Source organism: Segatella copri, assembly GCF_002224675.1.
Taxonomy (GTDB): Bacteria; Bacteroidota; Bacteroidia; order Bacteroidales; family Bacteroidaceae; genus Prevotella; species Prevotella copri_U.
In genome coordinates this window covers 1-12,174 of record NZ_NMPZ01000021.1, presented here as the reverse complement: position 1 = coordinate 12,174, position 12,174 = coordinate 1, and the positions used below count along the sequence as shown (strand labels likewise).

The following is a 12,174-nucleotide window of genomic DNA, read 5'->3' as shown; positions in this document are numbered from 1 at the left end:
GAAAATGAAAATTATACAAAGTTTTTGGACCGGTAACAAGAACAGCCTGACCGATAGTTATGGATGGCTTTTACCTATATTCAACTATCTGAGTTGGATTATTAGTTGTAATCAGTTACGACGTTATTATGATGATGTTACTTTGGTAACCGACAGTCAAGGATATGATGTTCTTATCAACAAATTGCACTTGCCATATACGGATGTAATCGTATCTCTTGACTGCCTGAATCATTATAATCCGAACTTGTGGGCATTGGCAAAAATTAAGGCCTACCAGTCTATAAAGGAACCATTTATCCATGTTGATGGCGATGTTTTCATTTGGACAAAAATTGATGAAAGCCTAAAGAATCATGATCTCATTGTCCAGAATGAAGAAACCACAACTGACTATTATGGAAAGATGTGGCGTGATATCCGTCATGCTATCAGCTATATGCCAGAGGAAATGAAACGATATGACCTTCATATTGATAATAAAGCTTATAATATGGGCATTTTTGGAGGTACAGATATTGATTTTATTCAGCGATATACCTATAAGGCATTTGATTTTGTAGATAAAAATATCAAAATGGTAAATAAGCTGCAGGGAACTAATTTCAATATATTCTTTGAACAAGTTTTACTATATGAGATGGTGCTTTCCGAAGGCAAAACTACAGGCTGCTTTATACATGAAAACATTGGTGATAATCAATATCATGATTTTGCCAATTTCGATGAAGTACCTGACAAAAGAAAATACTTACATCTTCTTGGTTTCTATAAAAAGCAATTGCAGGTATGTAAGAAAATGGAGTCTTTCGTTATAAGATATTATCCGGAATATTATCAAAGACTAGAGCGGTTGTTTGCTTTGCCTGAGATATTTACAGCCTCAGACTATGAGTATACCACAGAATGTACATCTTTATTAGAGCAAGACTACATGAGAAAACTTGTGTTAGGTAAAGTACAATTACCCAAAAATACTTCTGTACTCATGCGAGAAGTGACTTCACTGGGTAAAAGTTGGGAACTTCAGCAACTGCTGTCTACTAATACGATTTTTTACATAATGCGAACTACTGATTTTCATCTTGAAGATGATAGAATCATCGTAAAAGGTTTGCGGAATAGCGAGTTGTCATTTCCTGCCTTGAGAATAGATAAGATTATTTTTGAGGCAGTCGGAAGAGCTTGCGAGCGTAAGGTGTTTGAAATTAAAGCTTTGACGTATCTTGACGAGTCTTTTCCTGACTCCGAAAAGCAGAATTACATCAAAGTTCTTTGGAAACGAATTTTCTTGCTCGTGGATATAGGAGTGATGCTTCCTGTAACGAAACAGGAATATGATAGGATATTGCTTAAGCAATAGAATAGATATAGGAAGAAGTGGATGCCTTAAAAGAACACATATTGTCTAACAATAAAAAAAGTATCAATGGAAAAAATTAATCTTTCCGAGTTTAAAGAGAACAGTCTTGCTATCAATGAGATGCTTCACACGTCAGGTGGCTCAAGTGATTCGTCAGGAACGGTCCATTGCCAGACCAGATGCAATGGCAGTGATGCAGATCACAAAACATGTGATGTAGATTGGTAATTAGTCCAATGGGAAGAAGTGGATGCCTTAAAAGAACACATATTGTCTAACTATAAAAAAAGTATCAATGGAAAAGATTAATCTCTCTGAGTTTAAAGAGAACAGTCTTGCTATCAATGAGATGCTTCACACGTCAGGTGGTTCAAGTGATTCGTCAGGAACGGTCCAATGCCAGACCAGATGCAATGGCAGTGATGCAGATCACAAAACATGTGATGTAGATTGGTAATTAGTCCAATGGGAAGAAGTGGATGCCTTAAAAGAACACATATTGTCTAACTATAAAAAGGGTTATCAATGAAAAAAATTAATCTCTCCGAGTTTAAAGAGAACAGTCTTGCTATCAATGAGATGCTTCACACGTCAGGTGGTTCAAGTGATTCGTCAGGAACGGTCCATTGCCAGACCCAATGCAATGGCAGTGATGCAGATCACAAAACATGTGATGTAGATTGGTAATTAGTCCAATGGGAAAGTGAAAGTCTCTCAGAGGACCATATATAAATTCATTAGATAAAAACTCCCAGAATCATAGAAAAAACTCCCTATTGGAGCAGGAATACCGTTAGCGACAGTTAAGTGGCTACCCTTTTCTTGGTCAGAACGGTCTAAGGCATAATAGGAAAATGATTCATGTTTGGCTTTTATCTAAGTTAATCATAATTGATATGGAAAAATTTAAATTAGCTGATTTTAAGGTATCTAGTATCAGAATTGATGATATGTTGAATGTCATGGGTGGAAGTGGTGGTCATACCCATAATGATACTGGTACTTGTGGTTGTTTAACATGTACGACAGGTGCAGATGGTGACAATAAAACTTGTGATATGGACACAGATTAATCTTGCATTCAATGGATAAAAAAATAGACTTATCAATTTTTCAGCATGATAGTCTGGAAGTTGAATCCATGTTAGCCATTTGTGGTGGTAGCACTGGTGATTATTCTGGAACTGTTAACTGTAGTACAACAAGCAACAACAGAGATGCAGACCAGAAATCTTGTGATGTAGATATTTAAATTTAGAAGAACGAAGAGGAGCCAATCCTCCCCTCCGCTCTTTGCTTAATTCAGAAGAAGATGATAGTAATTTTTTCTAATGAAAATGATCTCTCAACTATAGATGTAGCTAAGCGATTAAAACAGATGAAACAGGATGTGATTATCATAGAGCCTGATACGGCAGAAAATATGCTAATAGGTATAGATAATGAAAAAATTCTGTTTAAAAATATTCGTACAGGTAGAGTTTTTAATATTCTCAATGCTTCGGCTACCTGGTGGAGAAGAAGTGGGTTAGGAATGAAAAATTTCACAAAAAGTTTACCTGATAAGTTTATCGTGGACGAGCATGATCTTTCTGCGTTAATTCATGGCAGTAAGAGTATAGCTTTCATGGAAATGAACGACCTTCGCGATTATATCTTTACAACACTGTACAAACATTGTAAAATTAAAATAGGTAATCCTCACGCTATGAGCTTGAATCGTTTGGAAGTATTGGATACAGCACGAGAATTAGGATTAGAAACTCCTAATTTTGCAGTGATTACAAACTACAATCAACTTCAAAACCTTTACAATATCAGTGATCCATTCGTTACAAAAGCGATATATAATGGCATCTACAATGTGTTTGACAAGATATCATACTACACATACACAGAGGCTCACAATAAGGCGGATTTCTATGATAAAGATATACCACTATTTCCATCTTTGGTCACAAGTATCATTGACAAATCCTATGAAATTCGCTCTTTTTATCTTGAAGGGAAATTCTATTCTATGGCTATTTTCTCTCAAAGTAATGAGCAAACAAAAGTGGATTTCAGAAAATACAGTAATACCAAACCAAACAGAACCGAACCTTATCAACTACCTATAGATATAGAGACAAAACTGAATGCAATTTATAAGAAGTATGATTTAAATTGTGGTTCTGCAGACTTTATAGTTGATAAGAAAGGGCATTATGTCTTTTTGGAAATAAATCCTGTAGGTCAGTTTGGAATGACTAGTCAGCCATGCAATTATGATTTAGAACAGAAAATAGCAAACTATTTAGCTTATGGACATCAATAAAAAGATATTAACAGATGAGCAAATTAAAAATTTGCCACTCTTCTTCAAAGTCATTTATTATAATGAAATGGTAAGTATAGAGGCTGAAAACCGTCTGATGAAATACAACAATAATATACATGCGGTCGAAATGCGTCATTACAATCCTAATCGAAAAATATGTCTTCCATATGAACTTACTCAATTTGTAAAAAAATGAAATACAATAAAAATTTATATTTTATAGTATCTTCTTCTTGCCAGATGACTAAAGGATATAGCAAGACTCTTCTACAGGATTTCTCACGTAAATCGTGGGAATATATTCCTAACGATTATTACATGATTACTAAATTGTTAGATAGACATCAGATTGGCGAAATTGCAGAAAAAATAAGTGACTCATCGATGGGAAACTTTGAGAAGTATATAAATTTCATGATTGATAAGGAATATGCTTTCCTCACTAAGGATATTAGTCTCTTCCCTCCCAAGTGCCATGTGGTTCATGATTCACTTTTTCCTATAAATGATGCCATTGTTGAGTTTAATCCAATAGTATCGAACATGGAAGAAATGTACTCATATCTTAAGGAGTTGAATTCTATGCAATGCCCATATTTGCAAATCCGATTTAGCCCATCAAGCAACTATCCCTATATTGTGGATGTCGTAAATAGAATCTGCACAATGGATTTTGAATGCGTTGATATACATATTGCAGATAGTCATAAAACTCCAATGCAAGCGTGGAATAAACTTATTTTAAAAAATGCGGCAGTAAGCAGAGTGTATCTGTATAATCAGCCACAATCAAAGGTTTTTCCATTTAACGTTAAACCATCAGGAAACGAGAATCTGCTTATGGGAGAAATCATAGCAATAAAGCATCCACTAGATGCAAAACATTGCGGAAAAATTAGCAAATACACAATGCAATTTTTTAATGAAGAACTCTATGAAGTAAGCAAGTGCTATAATTCTTGCTTATATAAGAAGATTGCAATCAACGAATCTGGTTCTGTAAAAAATTGTCTTGCTTTAGATAAGGAATATGATGTTTCAAACGGCCTTGCTGAAATTGTATATTCTAAGGAATTTCGCCAATGTTGGAGTATAAAAAAAGACAATATCAAAGTTTGCAAGGATTGTGAACTTCGTTATAATTGTATAGATTGTAGAGCTGGTCATCAAGTTGATAATGGCAGCAAACCTGTTGGATGTAATTATGACCCTTATAAATTAATTTGGAATGATGAGCATAAATAAACTTGTAGACAAGGTAAATGGCTTATTAGGAAAGTTTCCATGCTATTTTCAATATGACCAAATGGATTGTGGTCCAGCTGCACTATCTGCAGTCTCGTCTTATTATGGCAAGAAATACTCCATCCAAGAATTAAGGGAATATTGTCATTTGTCTAAGGATGGAGTTAGTCTACTTGGTATTGAAGATGCAGCCAATGAAATAGGTTTTGATACATTAGCTGTTAGGGTTACAGCTGAAGAAATGATTAAAAAACATCCTTTTCCATGCATTTTGCATTGGGATAATTGTCATTTTGTTGTGCTCTATAAAATCCAGAAGAAATTTTTTAGTAAAAAATATTTATTCTATATCTCAGATCCAACTTTCGGCTTAATAAAACTAACCGAGAATCAGTTTCAAGAACATTGGTGTGGAATCGACAAAAAAGGTATAGGATTACTCTTAACTCCTGGCAAGATTTTTGTGAACCATCAGCCTCATAAGCAGCCGAATAAACTGAAAAAAAATGTAATAAATATCTTCAAAAAATTCCAAAAGGAATATCAGATTCTCTTCTGGGGAATGTTTTTTAGCAGTCTCTTTGCTATGTTTTTCCCTTTCTTAACCCAATCACTTATTGATGTAGGGATTGCAAATAAGAACATCAACTTCATTTTCATTTTTCTTCTGGCTCAATTATTTATTTTTTTAGGTTCTACAATTATAGAGATTGTCAGAAATTGGGTGTTGTTATATTGTAATTCTTTGATTGATATAGAGATTATTTCAAATTTCTTGTCTAAAATTGTAAAATTACCTTTCAAATTCTTTGACACTAAGCAGTTGGGTGATTTCACTTCGCGCATTCATGACCATAACAGAATACAAAATTTCCTTACATCGGAGAGCATAACTGTGATATTTTCTTTTCTAACATTCGTTGTGTACTTTGTATTATTGACATACTACAATACGGACATTTTGCTTATATACATCGGTATGACTGTGGTATCGATTCTTTGGTCTATATATTTTGTTGGAAAGGAAAAGAGACTTGATTACAATAGATTCCGCGTCCAACGTGACAACCAACAGGACATATTTGAACTTGTCAATGGTATTGCTGATATTAAACTTAATGGTACAGAACAATATAAGCTCGATCGTTGGAAGAATAGCCAGATTAAATTATTTAATATAGACTTCAAAACGTTGAAAGTTAATCAGCTACAGAGTATCGGTTTTTCTTCATTTAATAAACTTAAAGATATTATAGTAATCTTTATAGCAGCAAAGGAGGTTATATTGGGGAATATGACCATAGGAACACTATTGGCAATTTCTTACATCATTGGAACTTTGAATGAACCGATTCAACAGATTATTGAGTTTATTAGAAGTTTACAATATGCTAAACTTAGTTATGACAGACTCACTGAGGTGCAAGCAATGAAAAATGAGGATTTCGATGCCAACATTTCGTTGAAAAGAATGCCGACCGAGGACGGCAAGGCTATCCATTTAAATCATATTGATTTTCATTACTATGGACCGCGTTCTCCGAAAGTCCTTGACGACATAAGCTGTACTATTCCTTTTGGTAAGACAACAGCTATTGTGGGGGAAAGTGGTAGTGGTAAGACTACGCTAATGAAAGTGCTACTCAAATTTTACAATAATTATACAGGCGACATATATTACGACCGTATCAATTTAAAAGATATTTCAGCAAAAAGTCTGCGATTCTGTTGCGGAGTAGTGATGCAGGATGGATATATATTTTCAGATACGTTAGAGCGTAACATTGCAACAGGTGCAGAAACTATTGATAAAAAAATGCTTTGGCGAGCTGTGCAAATAGCCGAATTAGAGGATTTCGTCAAAAGTCTGCCTCAAGGTCTTTATACAATGCTGGGGGCTGGAGGTAATGGAATCTCTGGAGGTCAGCGTCAACGTATTTTGATAGCTAGAGCAGTTTACAAGAACCCTAATTTCATTCTATTTGATGAAGCTACCTCTTCATTAGATGCGGAGAATGAACGCAAAATATATGATAATCTTGACACTTTCCTTAAAGGTAAAACGGTCATAAAAATAGCTCACCGACTCAGCACTGTAAAAAATGCGAATCAGATTATTGTTCTTAAAAGAGGACGCATCATAGAATGTGGTACGCATATAGAACTCATCAAGATGAAAGGAGCATATTATAATTTAGTGAAAAACCAATTAGAATTAGGAAATTAGAATTATGGTAACGAACAACTTAAAGAAAAATTATTCATTTGTCAAATATGGGTTAGGTATCATTTTTGTCACTGCTGGTATAGTTTTCCTATCGTTGGCACTTCTCAAAACAGGTAACACCTCTATCCTCCAAAGAATTATAAACTATTTTATAAATAAAACTGCATGATGATAAATTCTCGAAACAACGTCTATTCTCTTTTATCTTCTCTGTTAGAAGAGTATCATTATAATATCTTTCGTAGTGACTGGGACAAGGAAGTTAAACGCATGAATTTCTCTCCAACATTGCCTATGATATCACAAATGTTGATGACTTTTGGCGTAGATAATTTCATAGCAAAAGTACCATCTGATAAAATTTCTTTATTACCAGATCATTTTCTTGCTTTGTTCAAGAATCAAGGTGTCTTTATGACCGTTCTTGTTTTAAAGTCTCCATCATTTGTTGAAATCACAGATATTCAGACGGGTAATGTCCAGAAGATAACCTATCAAGATGCTCTGGGAAAATGGACAGGCTATATAATTTCTATCAAAGAAAAGTCTGTCGTGACACAAGCACCTAATGTGTGTATTAAAGGAGAATACAGCAAGAAATTTTTGGTTGGAGTGATATCCATGTTCTTAATCTCATCCTTTTATTTATTTTATTCCTATCGCATACCAGTATCGGTCATTGCACTACTATTGATAGGCATAACTGGAAGTTTTATATCATGGCTATCGTTACAGACTTCTTTGGGATATTATAACCAAAAAGTTCAATCTGTCTGCCATTTAATAAAGGGAGGAGACTGTTTTTCTGTCATTCACTCTGTAGGCTCAAAATTACTGAGAAATATATCTCTATCTGATCTCTCTTTTCTGTTTATGGTCTATTCTACCATCACAGCTTATTGCGCAGTTTTTGATTATAACATATTATTTATCAATAAGTTACTAATCATTCCTTCTGTAGCAATAGTTGTGTATTCAATCATATATCAAGTTTACTTAAGGAATTATTGTGTCATCTGCCTTCTAACATCTGTGTGTGTGAGTCTTCAGGTTTGTGTGTTAGAAAATTGTTTTCCACTGGCTTTTGATTGTAATGCGTGTTCAATTAATATTTTAATAGGATTGATTTCCATTTGTATTGCCTTCTTTGTGAAAATGACTTTAAGAAAAATGATAATGTCACATATAGAAATAGATTATAAAGATCAAATATATTATAACCCCCAAGTATTAAAATATTTTTTTTCAAATCTTCGTCAAATTGATGCAGATGCTTGTACAAAATTACCCCTAATACCTTTAGGGGGAAATGGTGAGAAAAACATAATTATGGTTCTCTCATTATCCTGTAACTATTGTAAAGATACATATAAAAATGTACGTTTACTAAAGTTCTATCATCCTTCAGAATATGTGATAAAATTATTAATTGATACGAAGACTCTTGATGGTATTTCTAAATATGTTTTTCTGAAATTGATAGAGATGCAAGAAACTACAGATTTAGAGAAAGCATGTGATGACATCTTTATCTATGATATACCTATTAAAAGATGGTTAAAGAAATGGGGAATGCCTCAAGATTTGTCCATTGAATTATTGAATAAGAAGATACAAATAGTACAAAAATTTGAAGAGAAATATTGTTTAGATGATGTACCAGCGCTCATTATAGGGAATCAAGTATGGCCGACGACTTTTTACAGATTTGATGATTTATTACACAACATACAATTTATAAAATCTGAGTGAATGTATGGAGTTGCAAAAAGTAAGTCCATTCTAAGGGAGGACAAAAATGCAAAATGTTCTTATCTTATATGCTCTAGTATTTAGCATATACAATATAAAACTCAGTCGTCGTCGCTGAAAGACAGTCCTCGTACTCAGACTAACTTTCTCCGACTATGGCACGGCAAGGAAAAAACCTTGGCAGTATGCCTTGAAATTCTTCAAGACTATACAGCCAAGGTCTTTTCATTTTCTTGCCATGCTGACAACGGCTGACTTTTATAGCCACAACTCGCAGTTTCATTTTTATCGCACAATCCAAACGACATGAAACAGTGGCACGCCACCCTTTCATGTCTCAGTAGTACGGCATGAGGAAAAGTGCTTCTTTTTGTCGGTTGCAGGCTAACCGATCAAAAGAAACACCATTCCTTGATTTGCCGTACCATTTTGTTTGCATACTCCACCGCAAGAAAGAAGTCATTGATGTAAACCTCAACGACCACTTTCATGCTTGGCAGCACAGCCTTGGAGAAAACCCGATGCAAGAAGCATGGACAAGCCATACTCTTCTTTCACCGGAATTTCTCTGAAGGCTGTGCCATTCTTGTATGCGATTTCCATTTTCCTAAAAACATTTGCAAGACAGTAATTGTATCCATTTCTCAGAAATGGGTATGCGATAATCGTACAGTCCAAAAACTTCCGTGAAGTTTCTATTTTCATTTGCCGCTCTGATTTTCTTTCCTCCACAAGGTCTTTCCTTTTGGCATCAACCGTTATCGTGCAGGTGCAAAGGTATGGCAGTGGGCTTTGGAAATAAAAGGTCGAGCCTTCGGTTTTCGAAAAAATCTCCACACCGTTGGGTAGTATTTTTCTAAAAAACCTTGTATTTCCAGCCTCGCCGCCCTTGAAAGGCACCTGAAACGAAACGACCGATGCGACAGGAAGACGCAAAAAAAATGTCGGAAAAGGAAGCGACAAAAAGGTGAAGAAACGAGAACTTCCCTTCAGTTCCTGGAACCGCAAATAAATTTAATTCAAGGCTATATGACAACAAACATCAATATAACACAGACTTGGTGGAGATTACTCTCCGCAGTCGGCTCAACCCTCATCACTTTGGTGGCTTGGTTGGGATATATGGCTCTCTGCATGGTCGGTGAAGTCATATTGGGAATTGTGAAGTTCATCTTCGGCATCATCATTTCCATTCTTTCTATGGTGGTACTGATTGGAACATTCATTTGGTTATTAACACTTTAAAGTACAAGCGATATGAACAGAAGCATTGAAGCGATACCTACATGGGCACTCTGCTACATCATCAATGGCGATGCAAGCGGACTGACAGACGAGGAAATCCGTATGGTGGACGAAGCCATACGCAAGAACAATATTGAGATAGTAAGTCCGAGATACAACGAGGACATGTGCACAGAACCTTACTTCAGCCATTATCCGTTCTTCGGACTGCCTACAGAAGTTGAGGACTGCGACATCATTTATCACGAGTAACAACCCCTTTAACAACATCAGACATGAACACTACAGAATATTTCAAGAGAACCATACAAGCCTATTTGGAGGAGCGTGCAATGGAGGACGAACTCTTTGCAGCCAAGTATGACAACCCCGACAAGAACATAGACGATTGCGTCACCTATATCCTTAATTGGGTACAAAAGAGCGGTTGCAACGGCTTTTGCGATGACGAGATATATGGGCAAGCCATCCACTACTACGAGGAGAAGGACATCGAGGTAGGAAAACCATTGAACTGCCAAGTGTCTGTTAACCATCACATCGAACTCACAGAGGAGGAGAAGGCACAGGCAAGACAGGAAGCCATCCGCCAATATCAGCAAGAGCAGATGAACAAGATGCGTAACAGAGATACCGCCAAACGCACCTCACAGAGAACGGAAACAGAAGTACACCAACCATCATTATTCGACACGTTATGAAACCAAGAACGAAATATCAGAAGCAAGTCGTAACCTCAAACAAGGGGTTACGACCTATCAAGGGAGCGCAAATGCAATGGGCATTCCGTGAATGTCTTGACCACTATGCCTTTCAGTTGAAGCACGGACAGACCACCTGCATGGACTGCGGACACACTTGGACTACGGACGAGGATGCGGACAAATGTGTCTGCCCGAAGTGTAAGGCAAAGTTGGAAGTGCAGCGCACCAAGCGACAGAAGGCAATGTCTTCTACCTATTTCAGCGTACTCACCGAGCGTAAGGGACTGCAACTTATGCGAGCATATCAGATGAAAGCATACTACCGCAAGGGACAAAAGGCAGACATCTTTTGTTGGGAGGTGGCACGCTATTGGATGAACGAGAAAGGCAAGGTGGAGGTTATGGCACGCAAGCGCACAATGGGTATCTATATGGACACGTTCTGCTACGACTCCGACATTGAACTGCGCAAGGACAACACCACCTATCAGCATATTGCTTCATTTCCGGTCTGCCCCGATATGAAAGTCATTTCTCAGATATGGCGCAATGGCTTTGACGGAGCTTTTCACGGCATCGAACCGCTTACATTGTTCAAGGCAATGCTGACAGACCACCGCATCGAAACGATGATGAAACAATGTCGTTACGGACACGTCCGCCACTTCATAGACCACCCACGGCACTTGGAAACTTGTTGGAATGCCTACAAGATTGCCAACTGCAACCATTACCATATTACAGACATCGGCAAATGGGCGGACTACATCTGTATGTTGGTAGAAATGGGCAAGGACATCAGAAGTCCACATTACATTTGTCCCGACAACCTTGAAGCCGAGCACGACAGAATATCCGAGAAAATCAGAGCCAAGAAAGAAAAGGAGCGCACCGAGGAGGAGATACGCAAGGCATTGAAGAACGAGGACAAGTTCAAGGAAATGAAGAGCCGTTTCTTCGGTTTGATGTTCACGGACGGCAATATCGTGGTGAGAATGCTTGAAAGCGTCAGGGAGCACGTTCTTGAGGGTAAGGCGATGCATCATTGCGTAGGCAGCGGTACAAACTACTCACTCAATCCCGACTGCATCATCTTCTCTGCAAGAATAGCCGAACAAAGGGTTGAGACCGTGGAGTTTTCACTCGAACAGATGAAAGTCGTACAATGCCACGGACTACAGAACAAGGACACCGAGCACCATGCCGACATCATCAACTTGGTGAACAGCAATGCAAGACTTATAGAGCAACGAATGGTTGCAACAACATAAAATCCATATCGGCGGAGCGATGAAAATTCGTTCCGCCACTTTCTTTC

13 protein-coding genes are annotated in these 12,174 nt (G+C 37.0%); 12 read left to right on the top strand and 1 reads right to left on the bottom strand.

Annotated elements, in window-relative coordinates; genetic code table 11:
- Positions 1 to 4 precede the first annotated feature (4 nt).
- The 8 genes from CFT61_RS12140 to CFT61_RS12110 all read left to right on the top strand — a co-directional run bounded on the left by CFT61_RS12140 (position 5) and on the right by CFT61_RS12110 (position 8,907).
- Positions 5 to 1,363 (top strand): DUF6734 family protein, encoded by a 1,359-nt coding sequence (locus tag CFT61_RS12140; protein WP_089544690.1) that lies wholly within the window; start codon positions 5 to 7, stop codon positions 1,361 to 1,363.
- Between the two features lie 896 nt (positions 1,364 to 2,259).
- Positions 2,260 to 2,436, top strand: a complete 177-nt coding sequence (locus CFT61_RS17030) for a hypothetical protein (protein ID WP_176425600.1) — start codon at positions 2,260 to 2,262, stop codon at positions 2,434 to 2,436.
- An 11-nt stretch (positions 2,437 to 2,447) separates the two neighbouring features.
- Positions 2,448 to 2,615, top strand: a complete 168-nt coding sequence (locus tag CFT61_RS17025) for a hypothetical protein (RefSeq protein WP_176425599.1) — start codon at positions 2,448 to 2,450, stop codon at positions 2,613 to 2,615.
- Positions 2,616 to 2,675: 60 nt separating this feature from the next.
- On the top strand, positions 2,676 to 3,680 hold the full coding sequence (gwsG, locus tag CFT61_RS12130) for a grasp-with-spasm system ATP-grasp peptide maturase (protein WP_089544688.1): 1,005 nt from the start codon (positions 2,676 to 2,678) through the stop codon (positions 3,678 to 3,680).
- Positions 3,667 to 3,879, top strand: coding sequence for a hypothetical protein (locus tag CFT61_RS12125; RefSeq protein ID WP_089544687.1), 213 nt, complete (start codon positions 3,667 to 3,669; stop codon positions 3,877 to 3,879). The genes gwsG and CFT61_RS12125 overlap by 14 nt, the downstream gene beginning before the upstream one ends.
- On the top strand, positions 3,876 to 4,928 hold the full coding sequence (gwsS, locus tag CFT61_RS12120; RefSeq protein WP_089544686.1) for a grasp-with-spasm system SPASM domain peptide maturase: 1,053 nt from the start codon (positions 3,876 to 3,878) through the stop codon (positions 4,926 to 4,928). The genes CFT61_RS12125 and gwsS overlap by 4 nt, the downstream gene beginning before the upstream one ends.
- Entirely contained in the window at positions 4,912 to 7,155 is a 2,244-nt protein-coding gene (locus tag CFT61_RS12115; protein ID WP_089544685.1) for a peptidase domain-containing ABC transporter, read from the top strand. The genes gwsS and CFT61_RS12115 overlap by 17 nt, the downstream gene beginning before the upstream one ends.
- Positions 7,156 to 7,320: 165 nt before the next feature.
- Complete coding sequence (locus CFT61_RS12110) at positions 7,321 to 8,907, top strand: vitamin K epoxide reductase family protein (RefSeq protein WP_089544684.1); 1,587 nt, start codon at positions 7,321 to 7,323, stop codon at positions 8,905 to 8,907.
- A gap of 474 nt (positions 8,908 to 9,381) precedes the next feature.
- Here CFT61_RS12110 and CFT61_RS17310 read toward each other — a convergent pair whose 3' ends face one another.
- The gene (locus CFT61_RS17310; RefSeq protein WP_254918964.1) at positions 9,382 to 9,510 is read right to left on the bottom strand and encodes a hypothetical protein; all 129 of its coding nucleotides are present in this window, start codon (positions 9,508 to 9,510) and stop codon (positions 9,382 to 9,384) included.
- 426 nt (positions 9,511 to 9,936) lie between these two features.
- Between CFT61_RS17310 and CFT61_RS12100 the strand changes: the two genes are divergently transcribed.
- Genes CFT61_RS12100 through CFT61_RS12085 form a run of 4 tightly spaced genes read left to right on the top strand, consistent with a single transcriptional unit; the run spans position 9,937 to position 12,127 of the window.
- The gene (locus tag CFT61_RS12100) at positions 9,937 to 10,152 is read left to right on the top strand and encodes a hypothetical protein (protein ID WP_005823733.1); all 216 of its coding nucleotides are present in this window, start codon (positions 9,937 to 9,939) and stop codon (positions 10,150 to 10,152) included.
- 12 nt (positions 10,153 to 10,164) lie between these two features.
- A complete protein-coding gene (locus CFT61_RS12095) occupies positions 10,165 to 10,404 on the top strand; it encodes a DUF6926 domain-containing protein (protein WP_089544682.1) in 240 nt (79 codons plus the stop codon).
- Positions 10,405 to 10,427: 23 nt separating this feature from the next.
- Entirely contained in the window at positions 10,428 to 10,853 is a 426-nt protein-coding gene (locus tag CFT61_RS12090; protein ID WP_004312216.1) for a PcfK-like family protein, read from the top strand.
- Positions 10,850 to 12,127: a PcfJ domain-containing protein gene (locus tag CFT61_RS12085; protein WP_089544681.1), complete on the top strand. Its 1,278-nt coding sequence runs from the start codon at positions 10,850 to 10,852 to the stop codon at positions 12,125 to 12,127. Before CFT61_RS12090 ends, CFT61_RS12085 begins: the two co-directional genes overlap by 4 nt.
- Positions 12,128 to 12,174: the final 47 nt, after the last annotated feature.

What these genes read in the sequence shown, in the direction of transcription:
- CFT61_RS12140 (WP_089544690.1), top strand. Translation starts at nt 5, where the DNA reads ATGAAAATTATACAAAGTTTTTGGACCGGTAACAAGAACAGCCTGACC.
- CFT61_RS17030 (WP_176425600.1), top strand. Translation starts at nt 2,260, where the DNA reads ATGGAAAAATTTAAATTAGCTGATTTTAAGGTATCTAGTATCAGAATT.
- CFT61_RS17025 (WP_176425599.1), top strand. Translation starts at nt 2,448, where the DNA reads ATGGATAAAAAAATAGACTTATCAATTTTTCAGCATGATAGTCTGGAA.
- gwsG (WP_089544688.1), top strand. Translation starts at nt 2,676, where the DNA reads ATGATAGTAATTTTTTCTAATGAAAATGATCTCTCAACTATAGATGTA.
- CFT61_RS12125 (WP_089544687.1), top strand. Translation starts at nt 3,667, where the DNA reads ATGGACATCAATAAAAAGATATTAACAGATGAGCAAATTAAAAATTTG.
- gwsS (WP_089544686.1), top strand. Translation starts at nt 3,876, where the DNA reads ATGAAATACAATAAAAATTTATATTTTATAGTATCTTCTTCTTGCCAG.
- CFT61_RS12115 (WP_089544685.1), top strand. Translation starts at nt 4,912, where the DNA reads ATGATGAGCATAAATAAACTTGTAGACAAGGTAAATGGCTTATTAGGA.
- CFT61_RS12110 (WP_089544684.1), top strand. Translation starts at nt 7,321, where the DNA reads ATGATGATAAATTCTCGAAACAACGTCTATTCTCTTTTATCTTCTCTG.
- CFT61_RS17310 (WP_254918964.1), bottom strand. Translation starts at nt 9,510, where the DNA reads ATGGAAATCGCATACAAGAATGGCACAGCCTTCAGAGAAATTCCGGTG.
- CFT61_RS12100 (WP_005823733.1), top strand. Translation starts at nt 9,937, where the DNA reads ATGACAACAAACATCAATATAACACAGACTTGGTGGAGATTACTCTCC.
- CFT61_RS12095 (WP_089544682.1), top strand. Translation starts at nt 10,165, where the DNA reads ATGAACAGAAGCATTGAAGCGATACCTACATGGGCACTCTGCTACATC.
- CFT61_RS12090 (WP_004312216.1), top strand. Translation starts at nt 10,428, where the DNA reads ATGAACACTACAGAATATTTCAAGAGAACCATACAAGCCTATTTGGAG.
- CFT61_RS12085 (WP_089544681.1), top strand. Translation starts at nt 10,850, where the DNA reads ATGAAACCAAGAACGAAATATCAGAAGCAAGTCGTAACCTCAAACAAG.